The sequence below is a fragment of the Croceitalea sp. W27 genome, assembly GCF_055693185.1.
In genome coordinates this window covers 3,213,842-3,238,659 of sequence record NZ_CM146327.1, presented here as the reverse complement: position 1 = coordinate 3,238,659, position 24,818 = coordinate 3,213,842, and the positions used below count along the sequence as shown (strand labels likewise).

22 protein-coding genes are annotated in these 24,818 nt (G+C 38.8%); 10 read left to right on the top strand and 12 right to left on the bottom strand.

The features are described from left to right. The first annotated feature begins 239 nt into the window (after positions 1-239). Entirely contained in the window at positions 240-1,142 is a 903-nt protein-coding gene (locus ACZ1GR_RS14625) for a PorP/SprF family type IX secretion system membrane protein (RefSeq protein WP_472609642.1), read from the top strand. A gap of 19 nt (positions 1,143-1,161) precedes the next feature. After that, complete coding sequence (locus tag ACZ1GR_RS14620; RefSeq protein ID WP_472609641.1) at positions 1,162-3,108, top strand: OmpA family protein; 1,947 nt, start codon at positions 1,162-1,164, stop codon at positions 3,106-3,108. 46 nt (positions 3,109-3,154) lie between these two features. Here the strand turns inward: ACZ1GR_RS14620 and ACZ1GR_RS14615 are convergent, their stop codons facing one another. The 3 genes from ACZ1GR_RS14615 to ACZ1GR_RS14605 are packed head-to-tail and all read right to left on the bottom strand — an operon-like array spanning position 3,155 to position 4,762. Beyond that, a complete protein-coding gene (locus ACZ1GR_RS14615) occupies positions 3,155-3,973 on the bottom strand; it encodes a mechanosensitive ion channel family protein (RefSeq protein WP_472609640.1) in 819 nt (272 codons plus the stop codon). Positions 3,974-4,000: 27 nt separating this feature from the next. Beyond that, complete coding sequence (locus ACZ1GR_RS14610) at positions 4,001-4,189, bottom strand: hypothetical protein (protein WP_377767111.1); 189 nt, start codon at positions 4,187-4,189, stop codon at positions 4,001-4,003. Further along, on the bottom strand, positions 4,190-4,762 hold the full coding sequence (locus ACZ1GR_RS14605) for an RNA polymerase sigma factor (protein WP_472609639.1): 573 nt from the start codon (positions 4,760-4,762) through the stop codon (positions 4,190-4,192). A 137-nt stretch (positions 4,763-4,899) separates the two neighbouring features. Here ACZ1GR_RS14605 and ACZ1GR_RS14600 point away from each other — a divergent pair, with 137 nt between their 5' ends. Continuing rightward, positions 4,900-5,583 carry a hypothetical protein gene (locus ACZ1GR_RS14600; protein ID WP_472609638.1) on the top strand — a complete coding sequence of 228 codons (684 nt, stop codon included), beginning with the start codon at positions 4,900-4,902 and terminating at the stop codon, positions 5,581-5,583. A gap of 1 nt (position 5,584) precedes the next feature. On the opposite strand, the gene ACZ1GR_RS14595 is transcribed toward ACZ1GR_RS14600, so the two are convergent. Continuing rightward, a complete protein-coding gene (locus tag ACZ1GR_RS14595; protein WP_472609637.1) occupies positions 5,585-6,733 on the bottom strand; it encodes an MFS transporter in 1,149 nt (382 codons plus the stop codon). 38 nt (positions 6,734-6,771) lie between these two features. After that, positions 6,772-7,233, bottom strand: a complete 462-nt coding sequence (locus ACZ1GR_RS14590) for a GNAT family N-acetyltransferase (RefSeq protein ID WP_472609636.1) — start codon at positions 7,231-7,233, stop codon at positions 6,772-6,774. Between the two features lie 46 nt (positions 7,234-7,279). Between ACZ1GR_RS14590 and ACZ1GR_RS14585 the strand changes: the two genes are divergently transcribed. Next, complete coding sequence (locus ACZ1GR_RS14585; protein ID WP_472609635.1) at positions 7,280-7,921, top strand: O-methyltransferase; 642 nt, start codon at positions 7,280-7,282, stop codon at positions 7,919-7,921. Here the strand turns inward: ACZ1GR_RS14585 and ACZ1GR_RS14580 are convergent, their stop codons facing one another. From ACZ1GR_RS14580 to ACZ1GR_RS14550, 7 genes are all read right to left on the bottom strand, one after another. Continuing rightward, positions 7,922-8,491, bottom strand: coding sequence for a phosphatase PAP2 family protein (locus ACZ1GR_RS14580; RefSeq protein WP_472609634.1), 570 nt, complete (start codon positions 8,489-8,491; stop codon positions 7,922-7,924). It abuts the gene before it with no gap. Then, on the bottom strand, positions 8,492-8,770 hold the full coding sequence (locus ACZ1GR_RS14575; RefSeq protein WP_377767118.1) for a Sec-independent protein translocase subunit TatA/TatB: 279 nt from the start codon (positions 8,768-8,770) through the stop codon (positions 8,492-8,494). An 83-nt stretch (positions 8,771-8,853) separates the two neighbouring features. Further along, positions 8,854-11,175 carry a M1 family metallopeptidase gene (locus ACZ1GR_RS14570; protein WP_472609633.1) on the bottom strand — a complete coding sequence of 774 codons (2,322 nt, stop codon included), beginning with the start codon at positions 11,173-11,175 and terminating at the stop codon, positions 8,854-8,856. 62 nt (positions 11,176-11,237) lie between these two features. Next, the gene (locus tag ACZ1GR_RS14565; RefSeq protein WP_472609632.1) at positions 11,238-11,744 is read right to left on the bottom strand and encodes a DUF6702 family protein; all 507 of its coding nucleotides are present in this window, start codon (positions 11,742-11,744) and stop codon (positions 11,238-11,240) included. A gap of 48 nt (positions 11,745-11,792) precedes the next feature. Next, on the bottom strand, positions 11,793-12,602 hold the full coding sequence (locus ACZ1GR_RS14560) for a carboxypeptidase-like regulatory domain-containing protein (protein ID WP_472609631.1): 810 nt from the start codon (positions 12,600-12,602) through the stop codon (positions 11,793-11,795). Beyond that, positions 12,602-13,414 (bottom strand): carboxypeptidase-like regulatory domain-containing protein, encoded by an 813-nt coding sequence (locus ACZ1GR_RS14555; protein ID WP_472609630.1) that lies wholly within the window; start codon positions 13,412-13,414, stop codon positions 12,602-12,604. The genes ACZ1GR_RS14560 and ACZ1GR_RS14555 overlap by 1 nt, the downstream gene beginning before the upstream one ends. Positions 13,415-13,432: 18 nt before the next feature. After that, complete coding sequence (locus tag ACZ1GR_RS14550) at positions 13,433-14,176, bottom strand: carboxypeptidase-like regulatory domain-containing protein (RefSeq protein ID WP_472609629.1); 744 nt, start codon at positions 14,174-14,176, stop codon at positions 13,433-13,435. Between the two features lie 209 nt (positions 14,177-14,385). On the opposite strand from ACZ1GR_RS14550, the gene ACZ1GR_RS14545 reads away from it, so the two are divergent. From ACZ1GR_RS14545 to ACZ1GR_RS14520, 6 genes are all read left to right on the top strand, one after another. Next, positions 14,386-17,505: a beta strand repeat-containing protein gene (locus tag ACZ1GR_RS14545; RefSeq protein WP_472609628.1), complete on the top strand. Its 3,120-nt coding sequence runs from the start codon at positions 14,386-14,388 to the stop codon at positions 17,503-17,505. Positions 17,506-17,508: 3 nt separating this feature from the next. Next, complete coding sequence (locus ACZ1GR_RS14540; protein ID WP_472609627.1) at positions 17,509-18,672, top strand: gliding motility-associated C-terminal domain-containing protein; 1,164 nt, start codon at positions 17,509-17,511, stop codon at positions 18,670-18,672. A gap of 158 nt (positions 18,673-18,830) precedes the next feature. Beyond that, a complete protein-coding gene (locus tag ACZ1GR_RS14535) occupies positions 18,831-21,932 on the top strand; it encodes a beta strand repeat-containing protein (RefSeq protein WP_472609626.1) in 3,102 nt (1,033 codons plus the stop codon). After that, positions 21,929-23,077 (top strand): gliding motility-associated C-terminal domain-containing protein, encoded by a 1,149-nt coding sequence (locus ACZ1GR_RS14530; RefSeq protein WP_472609625.1) that lies wholly within the window; start codon positions 21,929-21,931, stop codon positions 23,075-23,077. Before ACZ1GR_RS14535 ends, ACZ1GR_RS14530 begins: the two co-directional genes overlap by 4 nt. A gap of 69 nt (positions 23,078-23,146) precedes the next feature. After that, positions 23,147-23,881 (top strand): M15 family metallopeptidase, encoded by a 735-nt coding sequence (locus ACZ1GR_RS14525; protein WP_472609624.1) that lies wholly within the window; start codon positions 23,147-23,149, stop codon positions 23,879-23,881. A gap of 43 nt (positions 23,882-23,924) precedes the next feature. Then, the gene (locus ACZ1GR_RS14520; protein ID WP_377767129.1) at positions 23,925-24,695 is read left to right on the top strand and encodes a M48 family metalloprotease; all 771 of its coding nucleotides are present in this window, start codon (positions 23,925-23,927) and stop codon (positions 24,693-24,695) included. Positions 24,696-24,818: the final 123 nt, after the last annotated feature.

Sequence of the window (24,818 nt, the reverse complement as noted above, 5' to 3'; positions counted from 1 at the left end):
TATCAACCCAAGTTGATACCCTTTTCATCCTATAAACCACAATACTTATTTTATCTACAAAAATTACATTCATCGTAAGAAAAAAACCGTTGAACGAATGTTTATTCCTACAACGAATATTAAATTGTTTTAGACGTTTAAATTCTTGATTTTAAAAGCTATTTCGTCAATTTGTATAGAAATTAACCCCAAATTAATTCTAAAAAAGATTTGTTCGAAAGAACCTTAACCTATTGATAATGAATAATCTCAAAACAATTTTATTGTTTTTTACTTTGGTTCTAAGCTCAACTGTAGGAGCACAACAATTGCCTCAGTTTACCCAATATATGTTTAATACGATTTCTATTAACCCTGCTTATGCCGGTAGTAGAGAAAAACTAAATATAACAGCGCTGCATAGAAATCAGTGGGCAGGTCTTGCAGGAAATCCAAGAACAAGTACCTTTTCAATACATTCTCCTTTGCGAAATGATAAAATAGGATTAGGATTCACTTATATAAGTGATCAATTAGGTTTTGAAAATACCAATTACGTCTATGGCGATTTTTCGTATACAATACCCATTTCTTTTGATGTAAACCTATCTTTTGGACTAAAAGGTGGTTTTACCAATTATACACGCTCAGAGATTGATCCCTTAGATCCCGATGCTCGTTTAATTAATAATTGGGTTCCGAATATAGGTGCTGGTGTTTATGTTAGTTCAGACAGGTGGTATGGCGGTGTTTCGGCACCAAGATTTTTTGAGACCAATTTTAACCAAGGTGAATTTGTTGGCGTAGAAAACATCAGTTTTTACGCAATTGCGGGTCTAGTAATGGATATTTCATTAGATTTTAAGTTCAGACCTTCGGTCATTACAAAATTTACGGATGGAGCACCAGCCACTTATGATGTTACTGCTGGGTTTTTAGGATATGAAAAATTCTGGTTTGGTGCATCATACCGTTTTAACGATGCTTCTAATTTTGGTGCTTTCATGGATTATCAAGTAAGCAAGGACTTTAGAATAGGATACGCTTACGATCTTCCTACTGGCGACCTAAGGCCATACACGGGCGGCACGCATGAAGTTATTTTAATTTTTGAATTAGGGAAACGAAAAGCTGGCGTATTCAAATCTCCAAGATATTTTTAAAAACCTCAACCTACGTAACATGAAAAATATATTCAAAAGTCTTTTAGTACTGTTGTTCATCACAGCGACCCAAGTACTTTCTGCACAGTATGGTTCTCAAAAAAAGGGAGACTATTATTTTAGTCAATTTTCATATGCAAAAGCAATACCCTTTTACGAAAACATGTTGAATGGTAATTTCAATACAAGTCACGCACACAAACAATTGGCAGAATGTTATTTGCTTATAAGAGATTTTAAAAAGGCAATGCCCCACTTTGAGGCTGTTATCAACAATGATGACATTCCCACGGATTATTACTTTAAATATGCCATGGCATTGCATAGCGACGGCCAGAGCAAAGAAGCTGCCAAATGGCTTAGAAAATATAAGAAATTCAATAAAAATGACTCTAGGGTTAAACGCTTTTTAGAGGATGGTAACTTTACTTCAGTTGTATTTAATAGCCGTGAACGTTATGAAATTTCAGAATTACACTTCAATTCGTCGGGTAGTGATTTTGGTACTTTCATCCATAAAGGAAAACTCTATTTTGCTTCCACCCGAGTAGATGAAGGTTTTGAAAAGACATACGGTTGGAACGGTGAGCCTTGGCTTGATATTTACGCTGTAGAAGAAGGAAATACCACCTCAATACCATCTTTAATAAAAGGTGATATAAATTCAAAATATCACGAAAGCTCTTTAATATTCACAACAGATTATAAAAAGGATACGGTAATTTATTTTACTAGAAACAACTATTTTGACAAAAAAGAGGGGTACGGCTTAGATAAAGAGAATAACCTTAAAATTTATAAGGCCGAACTAAAAGAAAGCGGTTGGAAGACTGTAAAAAGTTTAAGAATTAATAGTGATTTGTACTCCACGGGTCACCCTGCTATTAGTCCAGATGGTAAACGACTCTATTACGCCTCAGATAGACCAGGCGGCTATGGCGGAACGGATATCTATTATTCTGAAATACATGAAAGAGGGGGTATTGGGCAACCTATAAATGCGGGTCCTGTGGTAAACACCGAAGGTAACGAGATGTTCCCCTTTATTAATATTGAGGGAAAATTGTTCTTTTCATCTGACGGCCATGTTGGTTTTGGACAACTAGATGTTTTTTCTACCATAATCGATATTGATGGTAACTTTGTTGATGTTATTAACCTTGGAAGACCCATTAATAGCGCTGCAGATGATTTTAGCTTTTTTGCCGAGGATAACGGTATCAATGGTTATATAAGTTCTAATAGAGAAGGAGGTAAAGGAAGTGATGATATTTATAGGTTTGAGTTTACACCATCGCTAGCGGTAGAAGGTATCGTAAGAGATGCCGTAAACAATCAACCGCTAGATAACGTTGCAATTTCTTTATTTGATCAAAAAACCAAGGAAAAAGTAGGAGAAACGATTACGGATGAAAATGGACATTATAAAATGTTCATCAGTAGAAAGCGAAATTATATGATCGAAGCTGTACGTAAGACACATCCGCATAAAAACCTATTTTTTAATACACATGAAATTAGTAGAGCCGCCAAAGTGAAGACTCTTAATATCATGCTTGAACCTACATTAGACGTAAAATTGTTAGCTGGTCTTAAGAAAATCTATTTTGACTTTAACAAAAGTGATATTAGACCAGGTGCAGCCTTAGAACTGGATAAAGTAGTGAAGCTAATGACTAAAACATATCCGGATATGATCATAAAACTAGAGGCACATACGGATCCCGTGGGCAGTCATAAGTACAACGATGCGCTTTCTGAACGTAGGGCAAAATCAACTTATGAATACTTAATAGCTAACGGTGTACCGAAGCACCATATACTATCTTACAAAGGTTTTGGAAAACGTAAGCCCATAAATGAATGTACAAGCAAAGAAGATTGTTCAGCTGAAGATCTAGAATTAAATCGAAGAACAGAATTTCCAGTAATACAAATTAAGGGGAAGTCAGTAAATACGAAATAACAAAAATTGAGCTAAAAAAAGCGAGGTAAATACCTCGCTTTTTTATTTAAGATTTTATCTCAACGTGCTGTGAGACCACATCTTTTATAGGTATTACCGTTTTACCAGTCTTAGTCTTAAGCGTCAATGTGATATTATCGATAGCATCAATGGTACCCTCTATATCACCGATAGCAATTTTATCACCTACAGCATAGTTTTTTCTGGTGTAGAACGTCTTTAGCACATCTGAGAAAACATCTCTAGAGCCTAAACCAAAACCAAGTGCTGCCGCAAATAAAAAGGCTCCTAGAATCATTGTAAAATTGCTAGTGATAATCTCTGTATCAATACCCGCTTGGTTAAGCGCGGTGATAGATATAAAGAAAGTAATCAAGTAAAACAAAATACTACTTATCGCTTTTGACCCTCCAATACCCATAGAGTTAAACAAGGCCAGGGTACCTTTCTTTACCAGATTTGCCAAATACAGGCCTCCTGCAAAAATAAAAATGGCACTTAATAAAGTTGGCAAATATGCTAAAATTGAAATAATACCTTCGGAAATGGCTTTTAGGCCGATTACATCTGCAATGACGATGGTAAAAACCAAAATCAAAAGTATTTTGACCGCCCCAAGAATTATCTTGAGTAAATCAACTTTGATTTCTTTGTCTCCCATGAGTTTTGCCTCGGTAATTTTCTTAGAAAGTGCATCTATCTTAGCCGCCTTCAAAACACGCTTTACAACAAATAAAATTACTTTTAATAGTATCCATGCTACAATAAGACCTAGAACACCAATTATTAACTGCGGTAGTAGCTGTACTACATTGGATAGCATATCGCCTAGACTATCCGATAATACTTTTTGATATTTTTCCATGCTTCCTGATTTTATATTTTTGGTCGATTATTTTCTTTTATTGGTTTTGAACATTCCTGATATAAGTGATGAATAGTTTGAGGTTACCAAAATAGCCATATCCATGATAAGTTTAGCAACGGCAATATCGTTCATTACCTTCTGCCGCATTTCTGGCGGTACTTCCCGTAACTTTCTATCAAGCTCCTTAAACGGATTTTTAAATTCGTTTGCCATCTATGATAAGGTATTGTAGATTTCCAATAGTTTAGCCTTTGCGCGTTTCAATCGCATTTTAATAGCACTCTCGCCCAACTCGAGTACTTCACTTAATTCTTTGATAGAAGCCCCATCTTGGTATTTTAATAAAAGGATGGATTTATCCTCTGGTGAAACCAGTTCTAAGGCTTTCTCAAGCTTACTGGCCTTTAGTTCGTAAATACTCTCATCAGGCACTTCTTCCGTCAACCTATATTCAGCATCATCCATAGGTATCGAGTTATCGCTCATTTTACGCTGTTTGTTTCTGTTCACGTAATTAACACAGAAATTATAGGTAAAAGAATATAACCAAGTTGAAAATTTTGAACGGCCCTTAAAAGAAGCCAGTTTAACAAATAACATCAAAAAAACATCTTGGGTAAGATCTTCAGCCTCATCTTTAGATTTTGCAAAACCGTAACACTTATTGTAGACCATTTTCGAATATCGATCGTACAATACCCCAAAAAATAGCGCATTGTTATTGGCAACAATCTTTTGCACTAATTCTTCGTCGGTGAATTGGCTATAAGCGTCGTCAGCTTTCAATGACCTCTTATCTTGGTTTATTAAGATTAGAAACAGACGTTTTAAAAAAGTCACTTTTACTTAGGTTTTAATTCGACAGGCTTACTGCTAATTTTCAATATAGGTTAAAAACCGCTTATATTTGATAAAACTACCTCATGAAATACATTAATACTACAATAATCTGCTTTTTATTTCTGCTCACTATTAGCTGTAAAACCGATAAAAAAGAAGAAGCTATAAAAGAGACTGAAGCTATTTCGATTTTAGAAAAAGTTGCCAATGCCCATGGGTATGAAAATTGGAAAAAAGTAAAACAGATTGCGTTCACGTTCAATGTAGATAGAGACTCCGCTCATTTTGAACGGAGTTGGGTATGGAAGCCAAAAACCAACGATGTTATACATATTTCTAATGGTGATTCATTATTCTACAATAGAAAAAAAATGGACAGCATTGCCTATAAAACCAATGGCGGCTTTATTAATGACAGGTATTGGTTATTGGCCCCTTTTAATCTGATCTGGGATGCACCTAATTTTGAATACACACATTCTGAGGGTGAAATGGCGCCAATCGCCAAAAAACCTATGAACAAGTTAACTATAGTGTACAATACTGAAGGTGGATATACCCCTGGTGATGCCTATGATTTCTATTTTGAAGATGATTATTTAATTAAGGAATGGGTATTTAGAAAAGCTAATCAAGAAGAACCATCTATGACCACAACTTGGGAAAATTATATCGATCATAATGGATTCCATTTTGCTATGGACCATAAAAAACCAGAAGAAAATTTTAATCTATTTTTTGATAGAATTCAAACTGTCATGAAATAGATTACTTCTTTTTCGCATTCAAGATAAATGTAGTAGCCAGCACTAAGGCTGCACAACCTAACAACCCATAAAAACTCGTGACCAACGAGAACTTTTCTGCAGTAAAGCCTAGAATTACCGGGCCTAACAGAAAACCAAGATATCCTGTACCTGCTATAAATGCAACGCCCTGCGATGATTCTACGCCTTTTACGTTTCCACCAATTCTAAACAGCTCGGGCACCATTACCGAAAAGCCCAGGCCATTTAAGGCGAACCCAATGATAGCCAAAACAGTATTTCCTGATAGTACGAAAGCGTAGCCAATTGCTGCTATTACAGCCCCAGCTCCAACAATTTTAACCGAACCTATTTTTCCACTGATCCAATCACCAAAAAATCTACCCAAGGTCATTGTGATAGAAAATGCCAAAAAACCAGCCCCTATCAAAAATTCAGGTGCAAGAGTAATCTCTTTTAAATATAAACCGCTCCAATCTATGATAGCCCCTTCACTGCCCATACTAACAAAACCAATGATACCTAATATTAAAAGTGGTTTAAACAATTTAAAACTGAACGGTTCTTTTTCTATTGGTGCCGCTTTTAACTGATAGTAATGCTTCTTTAAAGAAAAATTAATGCTAAAAACTATAATGGTGGTAATTAACATATGCAAAAAAGGATTACCTATTAAAGGAATTAAAAAACTGCCCAGACCAACCAAAATACCTCCAAGACTGAAAAAACCATGTGCCGCAGACATAAAGTTCTTCTTATCTTCTTTCTCAATTTCGGTAACCAAAGTATTCATAGCAATATCTAAAAGACCATTTGAAGCTCCCAAAAAAAACAAAGCAACACAAAGTGAATAATAGCTAGGAGCCAGCAAAGGAAAAAGGGCCATTGCACTATTCAAAACCACTCCAAACCATGTCGCTTTACCTACCCCTAAACGATTTATAATTTTTGATGCAATAGGAGAAACAGTAAAAACACCAAGTGATAAAAAGAAAATGGCAATACCCAAGTCCGCTTTGTCAATGGCCAACTTTTCCTTGACCGTGGGTATATAAATTGCCCAGGTACCGAACCAAATATTTAGACTAGTAAATACAAAAGCGGGAGCAAAATATCGCGGATTGGAGAGTATTAAAAAGAGTGATTTCAATTTTTTTGATTATTGGTTTTAAAAGCTGTATCCACCATTTAATTATCAAGACGCATTTCTATCATATGGCAAACGAACTTTGCTTTTTGATAAGCCTTGATCGCCGACTCATTTTCATAATAAACTTTGAGTCTAATTTCATTTAAGTTATTTGCAAAGCACCAGTCTTTTAGTACTTCCACTATTTTCTTATTTATCCCTTTTCCCCTAAATTCTTCAACAGTATACATAAACCCTAAATGTCCATAAAAGTCATGTCTTAGAAAATCACTTGCTCGCTTTTTTAAGGCATACCCAGAACTTATTACCTGATTTTTATATTCAGCCACCACAACCTTAATATCTTGATTCTTTATATAAGATTCAATATCATAATAACTGATGGGAGTGTCTTTTATAGTTACATCAAAAGGTCTTTCAGCTTTTATCAGTTCTTGTTCGAACTTTAAAAGTACGGGTAAATCGACCGGTCTTGCGTCTCTTATAAGTAAATCTTTCATGTTCCTAAAATAATCCTTATTTGGTTAATTTTACCAAAAGCAAAAAATGCATTTTTTATCAGATACATTAGAAAACTATATTGCTCAAAATACTGAAAAAGAACCTGAACTGCTAAAAGAACTAACTAGGGAGACCCATCTAAAAGTCATTCAACCTAGAATGATTACGGGGCATTTTCAAGGAAGGGTACTAAGTATGTTATCAAAAATCATAGCTCCCAAAACAATACTGGAGATTGGAACCTACACAGGGTATTCCGCTATTTGTCTTGCGGAAGGTTTACAAAAAAATGGCGAACTGCACACTATTGATGTGAATGAGGAATTAAGTGACCTACAAAGAAAGTACTTTGATAAAAGTAGGTCCGGTAAGCAGATTATTCAACATTTAGGTAATGCTTTAGATATTGTTCCTAAGCTAAATGAAACCTTTGATTTAGTATTTATTGACGCAGAAAAAAAACAATATGATGCTTATTTTGAAGCTGTCTTAAAAAAATGCCGCCCTGGGAGTCTTATTCTATCAGATAATGTGCTTTGGTCAGGCAAGGTCATAGAGCCGCTCGAGAAATCAGATAAAGCTACCGAAGCACTGCTCAAATACAATAAAAAACTTAAGGAAGATGCTCGGGTAGAAACGGTACTGCTGCCTGTGCGCGACGGGCTCACCTTGAGCAGGGTTTTATAACTAAGAAACAGGTATTTTCTTCCTTTCTAGAAAACGTTTATACAAAGCATAGAATAACAATCCAGAGGCAACGCCTACAAAAATCCCAACGAGTATGTCTAGAGGAAAGTGCACTCCGACATAAATTCTACTAGTTGCGAATAATAGAGGCCATATAAAGAACAAGATGGCCCATTTATACTTTTTTCTTAGCAAAAGAAATACCAAAACAGTTATTGCAAAAGAACTCGCCGCATGGCCAGAGAAAAAACTATAATCCGTAGGACTTTTTAAAATCCGAATCAAAGCATTTATTTCTTCATCATTATTCGGTCTTAACCTGGCAACAAAATTTTTTGTCAAATTTGTTATCAAAAGAATGAATATGATCAGTGCCAAAAATACACTGCTCTTTCTTAGACCCTCTGCACTTGAGGTTTTATAAAAAAAAAGAAAAATGAATAGAAGATAGAGCGGAATCCAAGTGGTGATATCGGTTACTAAAGACCAAAAGGCGTCATATTTCTCTATGCCTAAACTATTCAGGTATAAAAAGGTCTCCCGATCCCATTTAAGCAGTTTTTCAAACATCTACTTGACACCTCTTTTGACCGCTCCGGTAACTTCTTCGACATTTTTCTTAACATCGTCTATGCTTTTCTTAATGTCTTTCGTGAAATCGGTGTCAATGCCTTGTTTGTCAGCACTTTTTTGAATCTCACGTTTTATGTCATCGGTAGCATCTCGAAGTTGTCGCATGCCTTTTCCTAAGCCTTTGGCTATACCGGGAATTTTATCGGCGCCAAAAACCATTACCACGATAAACATGATAAAGAAAATTTCACCTCCGCTAATAAACAAAAAATGCATAGTGCAAATATAAAGAGAAGTTGTTTGTAAACTAAAAAAAGCCCTGCGATTTGCAGGGCTTTTTGTTCTAGGCTCGAAGAAATTTATTTTCCTTTTACCTTTTCTTTAAACTGGTCAAAATCAGATTTCTCGTCTTTTATAGGCCAAGAATTGTTTGTCGTGTCGATATCGGCAGTTTCCAGCTTCGGATCAATCACAATACCTACCAATTCTTTTTCTGAAGAAAGCACTCTTTTAACCTCAGCATCATTTTTTCTCCAAATTTCAGGAGGATAAGTAACACTTTCGGTAGTACCATCAGCATATTTGTATTCTACAATCAATGGCATTGGTATGCCTCCTGGTTTATTAAAAGTAACTTCATAGAAGAATTTAGGCTCTTTAACTTGAGCTCTTTCTTCTGCGGTCATGTTGTCCATCATAAACTCTTTTAATGTTGGAGCAACTTCAGATGGTGCTTTTCCTTTAAGACCTTCATTGTAATCTTCGCTACCTTCTTCAACCAAATAAACCAACGGTGGTAAATCTGCATCGGTTAAATTACGGGCAGCCATATATTCTTTCATCTGCTTGGTCTTATCACCACTAACATAATATTTTTTTACTCCCTTAACACCTATATCAACATAGTCGGTTGTATAGAACCAACCTCTCCAATACCAATCTAAATCAACTGCAGAAGCATCTTCCATAGTTCGGAAAAAATCTTCTGGTGTCGGGTGCTTAAACTTCCAACGCTGCGCATAGGTTTTAAAGGCATGATCGAACAATTCTTCACCCATTACGGTTTCTCTTAAGATGTTCAATGCCGTGGCAGGTTTTCCGTAGGCATTCGGGCCTAATTGGTAAACATTCTCTGGATTTGACATTATTGGAGAAATTCTACTTTGATCCCCACTCATATAAGGAACAATTTTTGACGCCTCTCCCCTTCTAGATGGGTATTTGGCATTAGGTGCTATAACATCTGGATAATTTTTACCAAAATCTTGCTCCGCTAAATATTGCATAAAAGTATCCAATCCTTCATCCATCCAACCCCATTGACGCTCATCGGAGTTGACGATCATTGGAAAAAAGTTATGCCCAACTTCATGGATGATTACACTGATCATACCATATTTAGTTCTATCAGAATACGTACCATCTTCGTTTGGTCGCCCATAATTCCAACAAATCATTGGGTACTCCATACCTTGATTTTTTGCATGAACCGATATCGCCTTATGGTATGGATAATCAAATGTGTGCTTTGAATAGGTCACCAAAGTCTGGGCAACTGCCTTGGTAGACTGCTCTTCCCAAAGAGGATTTCCTTCTTTTGGATACAAAGAAACGGCCATAACATCTCTATTGGCCAGTTTAACCGCTTGCATATCCCAAATAAACTTGCGTGAAGAGGCAAAGCCGAAATCACGAACTAAATTACCTGGTTCGGTCTTAAATTTCCAAGTCTTTTTCTTTTCCGAAAAACTACCTTCTTTAGCTTCAGCCTCAGTTTGAGTAACAATTAGAACGGGCTTATCATAAGACTTTTTTGCCTGCTCGTAACGCTTCATCATTTCTTTGGTAAAGACTTCTTTTCTATTTTGAAGCACTCCTGTTGCATCTACAACATGATCAGCTGGTGCCGTAATATTCACTTCGTAAGCTCCAAAAGGTAAAGCGAACTCGCCGCTGCCCCAAAATTGATGGTTTTGCCAACCTTCAACATCGTTATAGACCGCCATTCTGGGAAAGAACTGGGCTATTACATAAGCTCTATTTCCATCTTTTGGAAAATACTCATATCCTGATCTTGCACGATTTACCGTGTGATCCGGAATGTTGTACCACCACTTTATGGAAAAAGACATCTGGTCTCCACTCTTAAGGGCTTGCGGAATGTTAATACGCATCATCGTCTGGTTAACGGTGTATGATAATGGCTTACCGCTAGCGTCTTTAACAGATTCAATATTAAAACCGCCATCAAAAGATTCCGTAATGTATGTTTGTGCAAAATTACTCGCTTGATAAGCAAAATTTACCCCATTACCATTACGTAGTGCCGACTTCGTATCTTTTTCTCTAACATTCTGATCTAACTGTACCCATAAAAACTCTAAATCATCTGGAGAATTGTTTGTGTACGTTATGGTTTCGTTACCGTAAATCTTAGCATTTTTATCGTCTAGTTCAATATCCATTTTATAATCGGCCTGCTGCTGATAATAATCTGGCCCGGGTGCACCCGAGGCGGAACGATAGGTGTTCGGTGTCGAAAATTCTTCATACAATTGTTTAAACCTGCTCTGGTTGGTATGACCAGGTTCGCGCTCTTTCTTTTCTTCTACTTCTTGCGCAAATACAACCGCCCCGAAAAGGAACAGCATGGAAGCAAAACAATACTTTAGTTTATTCATCTTTTTTTTTGATTTTTTGACGCGGTAAAATACTCCTTTTTTAAGTAAACTTTAAGAGATCATTATAAGTTTAACATTCCTTTATTATTCTCTCTGATGAGCACAAAGCTTTTCTTTTTTCCTTTCCATTTAATGTGTACCAAATTTTTTTGTTCCTCATAAAGATCGGATAAGACATCATTCTGTATTCCAATAGATTTTAAACCTTCAAAACCGACATTTGGCAGCTCTAAATAAAAGATAACAACATCATTATCATACTTCTTGCCAATATAATTATAGCTCACCCCCTCTTCATTTAACTCCAATACGAACTTTGCCTTTAAATACTTCTCAATATAGGCATCAGCAAGTACAGACTCTTCTTTTGTACCAAGACCTGCAGTAATTTCATAACGCTCTTGCAGCAGGGCCTCCAGATCATCAATAAAAATGCGAGATGTAATCTGCAGGGCATCGGTCTTTTCTGAGTAGTTAATATTGGTCACACTCACATAAAACTTGTGTGCAATGGTAAAAGAAGTAAATAGAATAAATACACTTAATAGCGAAAGAATTGTCTTTTTCATAGTTTAAAAATACATGTTAAAGATACACAAAGGCCATGCCAAGTAGATTCAGTCCAACTTGTTATTTTCACGATAGGTTAGACTTTTTTGTATCAAAAAATCCCATAATCTCAGTTCATCTTTACCTTCGGCCAATACAAAGAAATTTTTATCAGATTCGCAAAAACGAATAAACTCATAAAAATTTTCTTCTGGTATTTTCAAATGATGTACAAGGAGTGAATCAACGAAAGCAGCCTCAACCTTTTGTGTTGTCTTATATTTTTTATCTAGAGCTACACGTTCCTTCAACAATTTGGTTCTACCACTAAGGCGATTGAGCACTTTGTTTAAATTTATAGTTAGTGCAATTACATAATAATAGGCAAACTTACCGTGATCGGCATCATAAAGTTTATTTTCACTCTGGGTTACTACCCGAACGTCTGCATTAGGCAGGCCAAGGGCTTCGGCACTTACATCTTTTTCTAATTTAATATGAGATAGGTCAGAGTCTAGATTTCCGGATAAGTTATAAGGCTGCACCACAACTTCGCGTAACAGATTTACAAATTCTTCAAGCGGAACGTTTAAAAAACTTGAATTGTAAAAAGATGTAGTGATGGGTATTTCTTTCCGTTTGAACTGAACGGCAGAAAAAACCAAGGTATCGTTCAAAGAAGCTTGTATCGAAAAACTACCATCCTCACTGGTTATTGTAGCCCTTTTAGTAGACATGTTTCGTACAACTACCGCTGCCACGTCTTTATCCTTAGCGGTAACTTTTCCTTTAATGATTTTTGATGACTGCCCGATTGACAAAGAACAGCTGAGAGACAGCGTTATAAATAGTATCAGTTTAAAGTTAGGCGCATTCATTAGTCCAATTTATTGTTCGCCCTGTAACTAGCACTTTTTTGAACTAAAAATTCCCAAATTTTAAGTTTGTCATGTGTGTCAACGGTAGCTTGAAAGGCACTGTCCACTTCACAGAAATACATAAAGTCGGGTATCTTTTCATACGGAATCTTTAAATCCTGCATAAAAATAGAATCCACATAAAAATTTTGCACCCGCTGTGTTCTGGCATAAGCCTTATCGACTTTTACCCTGTTCTTAAGCATTTTTGTTCGACCTGTTATTGCATTGATAAGAGGGTCCAAAGGTGGGCTCAACAGCATACCAACGTTAAACTTACCCATAGTAGCTTGCTGTAATTTACGTTCGCTTTGCGTTATAATTTTCACATTTGCATTGGGCAACTCCAATGCCTCGGCACTCACATCTTTCTCTAAGTTTAAACCGCCTAAATCAGCGTCTAAATTACCGGATAGATTATAAGGCTGTACAACAACTTCTCGTAGTTCATTTACGAACTCTTCTAAAGGCACCGTTAAAAAACTTGAATTGTAAAATGGTTCGGTAATTGGCAGTACTTTTCGCTTAAACTGAACTGCAGAAAAGACCAAGGTGTCGTTCAACGCAACTTGTATTATAAAACTACCATCAACATCGGTAATTGTGGCTTTACCAGAAGTACTATTTTGTACCACGACTCCCGTTACGTCTTTGTCTTTTGCAATTACCTTACCCGATAGCTGTTTTTTTGTCTGTCCTAAAAGGACAAAAGGTAAGATAAGCACCGAGACAAAAAGTAACTTTTGTCGGATATGTGAAATATTTAAACCCAAAATTGAACGGTTATAAGACTACTCTTCTTCTAGACTAGCTCTGAAAGTTTTGCTATGGGTCACCAAAAAGTCGATCAATTGAAACTCATTTTCTTTTTTTAAAAGCGATTGAGAACCCATTTTATCGTCACAATACAACAAAAAAGCATCTATTTTATCTTGTGGCAACTTTAAATCTGAAACAAAAAATTCATCATCATACACTTGGCGCATTACTTCACTAACCTTTAGCGGTTTGCTTTCTTCTTTATTTTTATTTTTAGAATTGAAGATTGCCTTAAAAATATTTACAAAATTGACACCATCCGTCATACCCCTTTCTATCTGTGATTGCGCTACATTTTGAACTTCGGTGCTTCGGTCAATCTCATATTCAAAATCTTTAAATTTCTCATTATTTACCTCTAGAAACTTCTCTTGATTTTCAGGACTAACCACTACCTCGTCCAGCTGGGTTATTTTTTCATTTACTTCGACCACCAATCGATTATTATCTAAAATCTCCTGTGTAATTTTAACGACCATAAGTTGGTAGTTGACCGCCGTAAAAACCAGTTGGTCCCCCGCCTTTACCCGAATTGCAAATCGGCCATCATCATTAGTGATGGTTGCCATTTCTGTATTTGAATTAATAACATTCTCATTGGCTACATTACTACCCCTATAGATTACTTGGCCTCGCAAGATTTGCCTATTGTCTTCTTGTGCGGTTATCGCCAAAGTAAAGAGTAAAAGAAATATGGATAAAAACAGGTTTTTCATAAACATAGCTGTTAGTCAGTAAGCTATAAAGAAAGTGGCTAAAGTTCATTTAAAAAAGGAAAGGCACTCTAAACTTTTGTTAATCTTTTAATCAGTGAGCAAATATTCTTTCCGTTCAGCTATCACAATGGTATTTGAACGTATAAAATTAGGTGAATATTAGGATTGCATTATTTTTACGGTTGAGTCACCCCTCATTAAACCTATTTATGAAAAAGTATTTCTTAAGCGTTATGCTAGGTATTTTTGCGATGAGTTTTCTTCAGTCGCAAATTAAAATCGGTAACAACCCTCAGAATATTGATGCTTCCTCGGTTTTGGAACTAGAAAGCAATAGTCGTGTTCTGGTCATTACCAGAGTGAGTGCTGCCCAAATGAACTCCATCACACCTTTACAGGGCGCTTTGGTCTATAATACCGATGAAGCATGTGTTTTCTACTTTGATGGCGCTGCTTGGCTAAACCTTTGTGAAGAAGGAATTTTTAATACGAATTTTGAAGTAGTAGGCGAAGAACTAGTATTAACCGACAGTCAGGGTGATACGGTTTCAGTACCATTATCGGATTTAGGAGTAGTTACGTTTAGCGCCGACCCCGTTTTCAATCCGGTAGATAACGACAATACCATTGTAATTACAGAAACTGGTGATAATGTAAACATTGAAGTGGGTGAAATTACGGGTTTCAATATCGTCGATTCGAGTATTAATGGATTTTTAGATATACAAGATGGGTCTATTGTGAGTTCTAAACTTCAAGATGATTCCGTAGATCGTTCCAAAATAGCGGCAAACGTTGCCGGAATTGGCCTTACACAGGCACCTGACGGTTCGCTAGATGTTGATGTCACCGAATTTTCAGGCGAAGGCGTGCTTTCATCACCTGCAAACACCTTGACCATTTCAGGAGACCCTGCCAACGCCCTTTTTAATAGTGTGGGTCTTGATGTTGCCGATAATGCGATAACCCAGATAAAAATGGCCGACAATGCCATTGGTACGGCTGAAATTATTAATGATGCCGTGACCACCGATAAGATTTTAGATGCAAGTATCACGAATGGAAAACTGGACAAGCCAACAATTCCTATTAGCGGTTTTGCCCCTGCAGCGGCAAATATTGATTTTGGGAACAATAGATTGCTCAATGTGGTTGATCCTGTTGACATTACCGACGTTGCCAATAAAAATTATGTTGATAACGCCGTTGGCGGATTAAGCAATCTAGCGGATGGTACCATATATATTGGTGATGCCGGAAATCAAGCGCAAGAAATCGCAATAAGTGGTGACGCTACTATGGATAATGCTGGCGTTCTAACCATTGAACCGGATGCCGTGGGAACAGCTGAAATTATCGATGCTAACATTACAAACGCCAAACTAGACAAGGTGAATATTCCGTTAAGTGGTTTTGGTGATGCAGCAGCGGATGTGGCCTTAGGTGGTTTCCAATTAAAAAATGTTGCTGAACCTACCGATGCCCAAGATGCAGCAACAAAAAACTATGTCGACAATTCTATTGCTAGCTCAAATGCACTTGCAAATACAAATATTTTTGTAGGAAGCGCAACTGGTGTTGCAACTGGTGTTGCAATGAGCGGCGACGCTACTATAAACAACGCTGGGGTTTTGACGATTGAACCCAATGCAATTGAAACAAATGAAATCGCCGACAATGCAGTTACTTCTGCTAAGATAAACGATGGTGAAATCATTGATGCTGATGTATCGGGAGCAGCCGCCATTGCCGGAACAAAAATCAATCCTGATTTTGGGTCACAAAACATTGCAACAACAGGAACAGTGACCGTTGGAGCAAGCACTATTACAGCTGCAGCTGGAACAAATGGACAAATACTTACCAATGATGGAGTTGGAAATGCCACTTGGCAAAATCCAGCACCTTTGGCAGTAGCTACCACAACGGCTCTTGACGGGGATGGGCTTGCCGCAACTCCACTAGATTTAGCAGACAATGCGGTTACTTCAGCTAAAATTACCGACGGAGAAATTGTAGATGCGGACATTGCCAATACGGCAGCCATAACAGGTACTAAAATCAATCCTGATTTTGGAGCACAGAACATATCAAGTACAGGTACTTTGACTTCTGGGAACACGACCATAACAGGTACTCTTTCAACGACCGGAACTGCAACGGTAGGCGCAAATACCATTACTGCAACGGATGGAACCAATGGTCAGGTCTTAACTACGGATGGCGCTGGTAACGCCACTTGGCAGAATACAGCTCCACTCGCCATAGCTAGCACAACTGCTTTTAATGGGGATGGACTTGCCGCAACTCCGCTAGATTTAGCAGACAATGCGGTTACTTCGGCTAAAATTGCCGATGGTGAAATTGTAGATGCGGACGTTGCCAATACGGCAGCCATAACAGGTACTAAAATCAATCCTGATTTTGGAACACAGAACATATCTAGTACAGGTACTTTGGCTTCTGGGAACGCGACCATAACAGGTACTCTTTCAACGACCGGAACCGCAACGGTAGGCGCAAATACCATTACTGCAACGGATGGAACCAATGGTCAGGTCTTAACCACTGATGGCGCTGGTAATGCCACTTGGCAGAATTCAGCAGAAGCCACCATTACAGCTACAGCAGGTTCCGTTTTCTTTGCTAATGGTTCTAATGGAGCAACAGAAGATAACGCACAACTATTTTGGGATGACACAAATAATGTTTTAGGTATAGGGACCAATACACCCGACACTTCAGGTAACATAAGAATTCAAGTTAATGGTAGCACTAGATCGGGAGGTTTTATTACTTCAGACGGAAGTGCAAATGCTCCTTCATATCGCTTTAATAGCGATCCCAATACCGGTATGTTTTGGGGAGGTGCTGCGGATGAATTAGGATTTTCCGTTGGAGGTATTGAAGCGCTGAGAATAAGAGATGAGGGAACAACAGATTCGGAATTAGTTGTTAATGGAAGCTTGGAACTTACAGAGCAGTTATTAGATGAAACTGGAGCAACAGGAAATACTGGCGATGTTTTAACCGCAACCGCAACCGGTACGGAGTGGAAAGAACCTGCTGTTGTAGCTATGGGGAAAGCAAATGGTGCTAACTCAATTAGTGTTAACGGGGCAACTATAGGCGGTGGAGCTGGAATAAATATAGTAACCTTGTCAACTGCTAGGCCAGATGACAATTATATAATCCAATTATCTGTCGTTGGAGATAATAGAATTTATATAACTTCTCAAAACCCTGGAAATTTTACGGTGGAAATTAGAAGTAATGCAACTGGACTTTTAGTAGTCGCTGATTGGCACTTTACAATTCTGGATTTTTAAGTAATGAAAAAACTACTCCACATATCCTTTTTACTGGTTGGTTTTTTTACAACCGCACAAACTGCCTTCTATAACAGCGGTAATATGCAGTTACATGGTAATGCAGAACTAGGCTTTCATACTAACCTGATCAATGAAAGCACCTTTGAGACCACCTCGGGTCTGGTTGGGTTTTATGGCAATAACCCCATACAGGTAAGTGGTTCCATCGCTCCTACCCTATTTGACGCCGAAATATTTTTACCAAGTAACCTCTTTTTGGGTACCACACTTAATATTTCCAATAATTTCAATTTTGTTGAAGGCAACGTACTTAGTTCTTTGAACAACCAAGTGGTTTACCTAAATTTTTTGGATAATGCTTTTTTTACAGGTGAAAACGATGCTTCAAAAGTCACCGGGTTCGCGGCGATTACCAATAAAACTATTTTTTCGTTCCCCGTTGGGGATCAATCCCAATTACGGCCATTAATGTTGGAATCCGATAGTAACAACGAATTGGCGATTTGTGCTTATTTGAGGCAAGATCCAAGTAATCCTTCCGCTATCTCAGAGAATTTTGACATAGAAGAAAAGGTAAGAAACATAGGCGCTATAACCGATAAAGAGTTTTGGATTTTGCAAGGTGATGTTCCCTCAACCGTAACACTAAGTTGGAATCCAGAAAGTGATTTAGTGAATTTGGGCAATACCGTTGAAGATATTATTCTAGTGGGCTGGTCAAAAACCGGTAATTTATGGACCGTAATCGGCAATACCGCTTTTAGCGGTGATTTGAACCAAGGTTTTTTGGTTTCAGAAAAGTTTGTACCTAGCGACTATGCGGCAATTACTTTTGGTACCGTACCCTTACCTTTAGATACATTTGCGGTTAACAACCCTACTTTAGGCAACTACTTTGTATCACCTAACGGCGATGGAATCAATGACGTGCTTATTATCGATAATCTTGGCGAAGCGGAAAGCAACAATCTTCAGATTTACAATCGATTCGGTCAGAAGGTATTCGAAATGGACAATTATAGCGATGAGTTCAATGGTTTCTCTAATCAAAATAATCTCGTTATCAATAAATCACAAGGGCTGCCAGAAGGGGTCTACTTCTATATTGTAACGCTATTTGACCTAGAATTAAATTATCAGGGCTTTCTCTTTTTAGATAAATAACAATCTGTCGAAGTTCAAACGAGTAGGTGAACTACCTATTCTAAAAAAAACAAACCACACGATTTTATTATTTGACATACTTTTCCTACACAAATAACAACATTTAGCTACATGTATTTGGAGTAATATTTAGTTTAGAGTCATATTATTCAGGAAATATGATAAAAACGCTCTACCCTTTTGTTTTTTTTGCTCTAATCTTCCATTTTACTGCAACAGGTCAAGTAAAAATAGGCAACGATATTGATACTATAGATTCTTTCTCGCTCTTAGAGTTGGAAAGTAATACAAAAGCTTTGGTACTTACCAGGGTAACGGATAACCAAATGCAAGAAATGCTTCCATTAAATGGAGCATTAGTATTTAATGTTGATACCGAATGTGTCCACTATTTTAATGGCTCATCATGGCAAAATCTTTGTGAAAATACCGGAATAACCAGCACAACACTTACAGATAACCTAGATGGTACATATACTTTTTCTAGCGGTAATGGAGTAGCAACCACTTTTTATGGGCAACCCGAAACCATCACTACTTTAATTGATAATGGAGATGGAACATACACCCACACCAATGAAAATGGCCAAAGCACAACTATTGCCTTCGCAGGAAATAGTTTTAGTGGTGAATTCACGGATTTAAACGGTATCCCTACCAATTTGGATACCGACTCCACCGATGACTTTGATGGCAACTTCAACAGCCTTAGCAACATTCCCGCAGGGCTGGCCGATGGGGACGACGATACCATCTATTCCGCAGGCACCGCGATGAACCTTTCGGGGACCACCTTTTCCGTGGACAATTCCGCCATTGCACCCGTATGGACCAACATCACCGGGGTGCCCACAAACCTTGATACCAATTCCACCGACGACTTTTCTGGGAACTTTGCGGATTTAAACGGCATACCCGCCAATTTGGATACCGATTCCACTGACGATTTTGATGGGGACTTCAACAGCCTTAACAACATTCCCGCAGGGCTGGCAGATGGGGACGACGATACCACATACGCCGCAGGCACCGCGATGAACCTTACGGGGACTACCTTTTCGGTGGACAATTCCGCCATTGCACCCGTATGGACCAACATCACCGGGGTGCCCACAAACCTTGATACCAATTCCACCGACGACTTTTCTGGGAACTTTGCGGATTTAAACGGCATACCCGCCAATTTGGATACCGATTCCACTGACGATTTTGATGGGGACTTCAACAGCCTTAACAACATTCCCGCAGGGCTGGCAGATGGGGACGACGATACCACATACGCCGCAGGCACCGCGATGAACCTTACGGGGACTACCTTTTCGGTGGACAATTCCGCCATTGCACCCGTATGGACCAACATCACCGGGGTGCCCACAAACCTTGATACCAATTCCACCGACGACTTTTCTGGGAACTTTGCGGATTTAAACGGCATACCCGCCAATTTGGATACCGATTCCACTGACGATTTTGATGGGGACTTCAACAGCCTTAACAACATTCCCGCAGGGCTGGCAGATGGGGACGACGATACCACATACGCCGCAGGCACCGCGATGAACCTTACGGGGACTACCTTTTCCGTGGACAACTCCGCCATTGCACCCGTATGGGCCAACATCACCGGGGTACCCACAAACCTGGATACCGATTCCACTGACGACTTTTCAGGAAACTTTTCGGATTTAAACGGCATCCCCGCCAATTTGGATACCGACTCCACCGATGATTTTGATGGCGACTTCAACAGTCTTAGCAACATTCCCGCAGGGTTGGCCGATGGGGACGACGATACCACATACTCCGCAGGTACGGCAATGAACCTTTCGGGGACCACCTTTTCCGTGGACAATTCCGCTATCGCACCCGTATGGACCAACATCACCGGGGTGCCCACGAACCTGGATACTGATTCCACTGACGACTTTTCTGGAAACTTTGCGGATTTAAACGGCATCCCCGCCAATTTGGATACCGACTCCACTGACGATTTTGATGGGGACTTCAACAGCCTTAGCAACATTCCCGCTGGGCTGGCAGATGGGGACGACGATACCATCTATTCCGCAGGCACCGCGATGAACCTTTCGGGGACCACCTTTTCCGTGGACAATTCCGCCATTGCACCCGTATGGACGAACATCACCGGGGTGCCCACAAACCTTGATACCAATTCCACCGACGACTTTTCTGGGAACTTTGCGGATTTAAACGGCATACCCGCCAATTTGGATACCGATTCCACTGACGATTTTGATGGGGACTTCAACAGTCTTAGCAACATTCCCGCTGGGCTGGCAGATGGGGACGACGATACCACATACGCCGCAGGCACCGCGATGAACCTTACGGGGACTACCTTTTCGGTGGACAATTCCGCCATTGCACCCGTATGGACCAACATCACCGGGGTGCCCACAAACCTTGATACCAATTCCACCGACGACTTTTCTGGGAACTTTGCGGATTTAAACGGCATACCCGCCAATTTGGATACTGATTCCACTGACGATTTTGATGGGGACTTCAACAGCCTTAGCAACATTCCCGCTGGGCTGGCAGATGGGGATGATGTTAATGATGCTGATTTTGACCCTGCCAATGAAAACCAGACTGTAAGTGCCGGTACCGGTATCTCAATTAGCCAGACAGGACAAGACTTTGAAGTAACAAACATTTCGCCTGACCAAACGGTTACCCTTACTGACGGTGGAAATGGCAATGTGACGATTGGCGGCACTTATCCTAATTTCACCATCGATGTAGAGGATGCTTCAGCCTCAGGAACCGCAGGTTCTGTCTACTTTGCCGGCACAACAGGGCAGCTTGACCAAGACAACACCGAGTTTTTTTGGAATAAAACAAATAAACGTCTAGGAATCGGAACCAACAATCCCCAAGTGAAAATGCATGTAAACGGTAAGCTAAGGGCCTCTCAATTGGAAATTGGAACTGCCGCAGCGACTTCAACCTTACAATCTCCCGGTTCTTTTGCAACCGCCATAGATACCACCGTCGGCAACACCACCTTAGATGACACAAACCATACGGTTATATTGGGTGGCCAGCATGACCTTACCTTACCGGCTGCAAGCAGTTGCAGAGGGCGTGTCTATGTCATCAAAAACCCTAATGTGCTTCCTACTAATATTTCTACGTACAAAACTTTGGTCAACCTAGACGCCACTGTCATTCCCGGTCAAATTGTACTTTGGCTTCAGAGTGATGGAACCAATTGGCAACAAATCAATCAATTATGAGAAACCTTACTATATTTTTGTTGCTACTGGGCTTATACGGCTATACCCAAGAGGCATTTCGAAATAAGGGTAGCTTGAAAATTTTCGAGAATGGAAATTTAGCTGCTTACGGTAATATTGTCAATGAAGGCCATTTTTCAAAAAATGACGGCACCGTGAGGCTCAATGGCCGAACCACCCAGTCCATTTTAGGAAACACAACAACCAATTTCGGAACTTTATTGGTCAACAACAGCGAAGATATATGGGTAGATACACAGGTTACCATAAACAAAGAGCTTATATTTTCAATAGGTGATGTGAAAACTATTAGAACTACCCCAGAAAACCAGATGACATTTGCTTCGGGTTCAGGTTATGTTGGTGAAGGAAATCTTAAAAAAATTGATGGTTACGTATTGGCCCAAGAGGTAATCAATTTTCTTTTTCCAGTAGGCGATAGCGATGAATTACGTCCGCTACTTATCGAATCGGAAGTGATGCAGGCAAACGCAAAATGTGCTTACTTTTTTGAAAACCCTGAAGCATCACTAAACTTTTCAACTAACTTTTCATTAAATCAAAAAGAAGCCGCGATTGATAGAATAAGTTCCTTAGAGTTTTGGGTGTTAGAAGGCACCAAAAATTCAAGAATCAATCTTTCATGGAATGCCAGAAGTACTATGAGTGCCATAACCGAAAACCTAGAATCTGTCTGCCTTGTCGGTTGGAGCAAATCAGAACAACTTTGGAAAAGACTTGATACCGAAAACGTTCAAGGCACACTTGAGAGTGGTATAATTTCCGTTTTTATTCCAAATTCCGATGCTTTTGAAATAATTACTTTTGGTTCATCAGTTCAACCGGTAACATCTTTAAATCCAGAAAAATACCTAGTTACTCCGAATAATGATGGCAAAAATGATTTTCTTATCATTGAAGGCATAGAAAACTTCCCCAACAACCTTCTCCAAATATATAACAGGCATGGTATCATGGTCTATAAAAAGCAAAACTACCGCAATGAATTTAACGGTTATACTAATGTAAACTCCGCAATGCGAAGAGAAAGCGGTCTTGAAACAGGAATTTACTACTACATTGTAAACCTCATAGATTCAGAAGAAAAAGTACAAGGTTTTTTCTATTTAGGCCCAACCAAGTAGTATAAAAATCATTTTGGCACAATCTTTTCATATTTCTATACATTTGTAATAGGAAGTAAATAGATTAGGATGCAAAGACGAACATTCATTAAAAAGACAAGTGCCGGCGGGTTGGCATTAGCTGCAGTACCATCGCTGTTTACAGTAAATGACCCTGAATATTCTATAGAAGAATTAATGGGAAAGGCCGATATCGAACTTTTTGGTGAAGGAATCAATCTTAGAAAAGAAGCGCATGATGCTTTTCTTGATATGAAAAAAGCGGCCTATAGTGCCGGTTTCGATATTAAAATGGTTTCCAGTTACCGTAGTTTTGACCGGCAACAAGCTATTTTTGAAAGAAAATTCATCAAGTACACTGAAACTGATGGCATGAAACCTATCGATGCCATTGATAAAATCATTGAATACTCCACCATACCCGGCACTAGTAGACACCATTGGGGTACCGATATAGACATTATAGATGGTTACCCAAAAGTATCGGGCGATGTGTTGGTTCCTGAAAAATTTGAGGAGGGAGGTCCTTTTGAAGCTTTTAAAAAGTGGTTGGATGCCAATGCACAAAAATTTGGCTTTTATCTGGTATATACAGATGATTATTTTAGAAAAGGCTTTAAATACGAGCCTTGGCACTATAGTTATGCACCGCTTTCAAAACCCATGCTCGAACAGTTTAGGGGTGTAAATATCTTTAGACAGCTAATTCGTGAAGAATTTGAAGGCAGCGAACACTTTACTACAGGGTTTTTAAAAACCTATATTCAAAACAATATTCTAGGGATTAATGAGGATTTGTTATAATTCTTTTTTTATATCTTTCAGACAACTAGAACACTAGCGCAAAATGAGAAATAGAGGTAGCTGGAAAATTAGAATATTTATCGGTTTGGCCATCGTAGCGTTTGCATTTATCAAAAAATGCAATAACACAGAAGAAAACCCTTATACAGGTAGGTCTCAGCACATTAATATGTCTACGGAACAAGAAATTGCCATCGGCTTACAAAGTGCGCCTGAAATGGCACAGCAACACGGAGGGCTCTACCCCGATGAACGTTTGCAAGCTTTTGTTGATGCCGTTGGGCAGAAACTAGTAAACAATAGTGTTGCCAGAGAAACACCTTATAAGTACGACTTTCATCTTTTAGCAGATGATAGAACCATAAATGCTTTTGCATTGCCTGGCGGTCAGTGTTTTATCACCTACGCACTTTTCTCACAGTTAAACGAGGCTCAACTTGCAGGGGTCTTAGGCCATGAGATAGGTCACGTAATCGGAAGACACTCTGCCGAACGTATAGCGGATAGTAATTTTTGGAGAACTGCAACTATGGGAGCTACCGTAGGCGCAGGGGATTTAGGAAGTGTTGTTGGTGGAATCGGGCAAAATACGCTCTTGACCAATGGTAGAGGTGATGAATTAGAAAGCGATGAACTTGGGGTACTATTCATGATTCAATCAGGGTACGATCCCTATGAAATGATTCAAGTGATGAAAATTTTAAAAGCAGCTGCGGGACCCAATCGTGTACCAGAATTTCAAAGTACGCATCCTGATCCTGAAAATCGTATTGAAAAGATAAAAGAGGCGATTATCAAATATCAAGGCAGTTAAAAGATAAAACAAGAACTTTATCGAATAATAAGTGACTTTGGTTCTATTTTTGTACCTTTAAATTTCCAAATCACAACCCACTTAAACCTAATTAGCTAAGTCGTTTTACAAACAAAAGACATA

Excerpts from the sequence above, each read along its gene's own strand:
- ACZ1GR_RS14625 (WP_472609642.1), top strand. The coding sequence starts at position 240 with ATGAATAATCTCAAAACAATTTTATTGTTTTTTACTTTGGTTCTAAGC.
- ACZ1GR_RS14620 (WP_472609641.1), top strand. The coding sequence starts at position 1,162 with ATGAAAAATATATTCAAAAGTCTTTTAGTACTGTTGTTCATCACAGCG.
- ACZ1GR_RS14615 (WP_472609640.1), bottom strand. The coding sequence starts at position 3,973 with ATGGAAAAATATCAAAAAGTATTATCGGATAGTCTAGGCGATATGCTA.
- ACZ1GR_RS14610 (WP_377767111.1), bottom strand. The coding sequence starts at position 4,189 with ATGGCAAACGAATTTAAAAATCCGTTTAAGGAGCTTGATAGAAAGTTA.
- ACZ1GR_RS14600 (WP_472609638.1), top strand. The coding sequence starts at position 4,900 with ATGAAATACATTAATACTACAATAATCTGCTTTTTATTTCTGCTCACT.
- ACZ1GR_RS14590 (WP_472609636.1), bottom strand. The coding sequence starts at position 7,233 with ATGAAAGATTTACTTATAAGAGACGCAAGACCGGTCGATTTACCCGTA.
- ACZ1GR_RS14585 (WP_472609635.1), top strand. The coding sequence starts at position 7,280 with ATGCATTTTTTATCAGATACATTAGAAAACTATATTGCTCAAAATACT.
- ACZ1GR_RS14580 (WP_472609634.1), bottom strand. The coding sequence starts at position 8,491 with ATGTTTGAAAAACTGCTTAAATGGGATCGGGAGACCTTTTTATACCTG.
- ACZ1GR_RS14575 (WP_377767118.1), bottom strand. The coding sequence starts at position 8,770 with ATGCATTTTTTGTTTATTAGCGGAGGTGAAATTTTCTTTATCATGTTT.
- ACZ1GR_RS14570 (WP_472609633.1), bottom strand. The coding sequence starts at position 11,175 with ATGAATAAACTAAAGTATTGTTTTGCTTCCATGCTGTTCCTTTTCGGG.
- ACZ1GR_RS14565 (WP_472609632.1), bottom strand. The coding sequence starts at position 11,744 with ATGAAAAAGACAATTCTTTCGCTATTAAGTGTATTTATTCTATTTACT.
- ACZ1GR_RS14560 (WP_472609631.1), bottom strand. The coding sequence starts at position 12,602 with ATGAATGCGCCTAACTTTAAACTGATACTATTTATAACGCTGTCTCTC.
- ACZ1GR_RS14550 (WP_472609629.1), bottom strand. The coding sequence starts at position 14,176 with ATGAAAAACCTGTTTTTATCCATATTTCTTTTACTCTTTACTTTGGCG.
- ACZ1GR_RS14545 (WP_472609628.1), top strand. The coding sequence starts at position 14,386 with ATGAAAAAGTATTTCTTAAGCGTTATGCTAGGTATTTTTGCGATGAGT.
- ACZ1GR_RS14540 (WP_472609627.1), top strand. The coding sequence starts at position 17,509 with ATGAAAAAACTACTCCACATATCCTTTTTACTGGTTGGTTTTTTTACA.
- ACZ1GR_RS14535 (WP_472609626.1), top strand. The coding sequence starts at position 18,831 with ATGATAAAAACGCTCTACCCTTTTGTTTTTTTTGCTCTAATCTTCCAT.
- ACZ1GR_RS14530 (WP_472609625.1), top strand. The coding sequence starts at position 21,929 with ATGAGAAACCTTACTATATTTTTGTTGCTACTGGGCTTATACGGCTAT.
- ACZ1GR_RS14525 (WP_472609624.1), top strand. The coding sequence starts at position 23,147 with ATGCAAAGACGAACATTCATTAAAAAGACAAGTGCCGGCGGGTTGGCA.
- ACZ1GR_RS14520 (WP_377767129.1), top strand. The coding sequence starts at position 23,925 with ATGAGAAATAGAGGTAGCTGGAAAATTAGAATATTTATCGGTTTGGCC.